Source organism: Dietzia sp. HMSC21D01 (assembly GCF_001815995.1).
GTDB classification, from domain to species: Bacteria; Actinomycetota; Actinomycetes; order Mycobacteriales; family Mycobacteriaceae; genus Dietzia; species Dietzia cinnamea.
Genome location: NZ_KV824088.1, coordinates 1 through 588 on the forward strand (window position 1 = coordinate 1; position 588 = coordinate 588).

Sequence of the window (588 nt, forward strand, 5' to 3'; positions counted from 1 at the left end):
GAAGATCTGCGTATTGCATCAGATGAATCGCCCCTCGCATTTCCAGCTCCTCCTTCGCGTCCGGCACCGATCCCTGCCCCGACCTGCGAAGTCACCCACTCTCGGGCGCTGCCACCACTGCTTTCCGGCCCGGGCACTGGGCCTCAATGAGGCCGAAAGACGATCTTTGGCACGTCGTTGACCTGCAGGGGTTCCCGTGAAGGCTCATCGGTTGTATCATTGATTCATCAGATGAGACGTCGTGGTTTGGGGTTTAGCGATGCGACTGGATGGCTCCGGACGGGTCCATATGGCGCCGTCGCTGCCGGTGCTTCGGCCCGCCGAGCAGGTGCTCCGGCTGATGCTGGAGGGCTGGCGCAACCAGCAGCTATCCCGAAATCTGCAGTTCAACACGATCGAACAGCGACTGCGCCTGGTGCAGCGGTTCGTCGACCACGTCAATGCGGAGCCGTGGCACTGGACCCCGGCGATGGTCGAGGAATTCTCCGCCGATCTCCGTACGGTCAAACACGTCGCCCACTCCACTCTTCGCGGCTACCACTGCGCACTGCGGGCGTTCACCAGCTACATCGCCAATCCGGATTACGG

At 62.1% G+C, this 588-nt stretch carries 1 protein-coding gene; it reads left to right on the top strand.

Features of this window, described 5'->3' with window-relative positions; genetic code table 11:
* Window positions 1-289 precede the first annotated feature (289 nt).
* Window positions 290-588 (top strand): phage integrase N-terminal SAM-like domain-containing protein (locus HMPREF3086_RS15270; protein ID WP_246831015.1); only part of this gene is annotated, 299 nt, incomplete at its 3' end.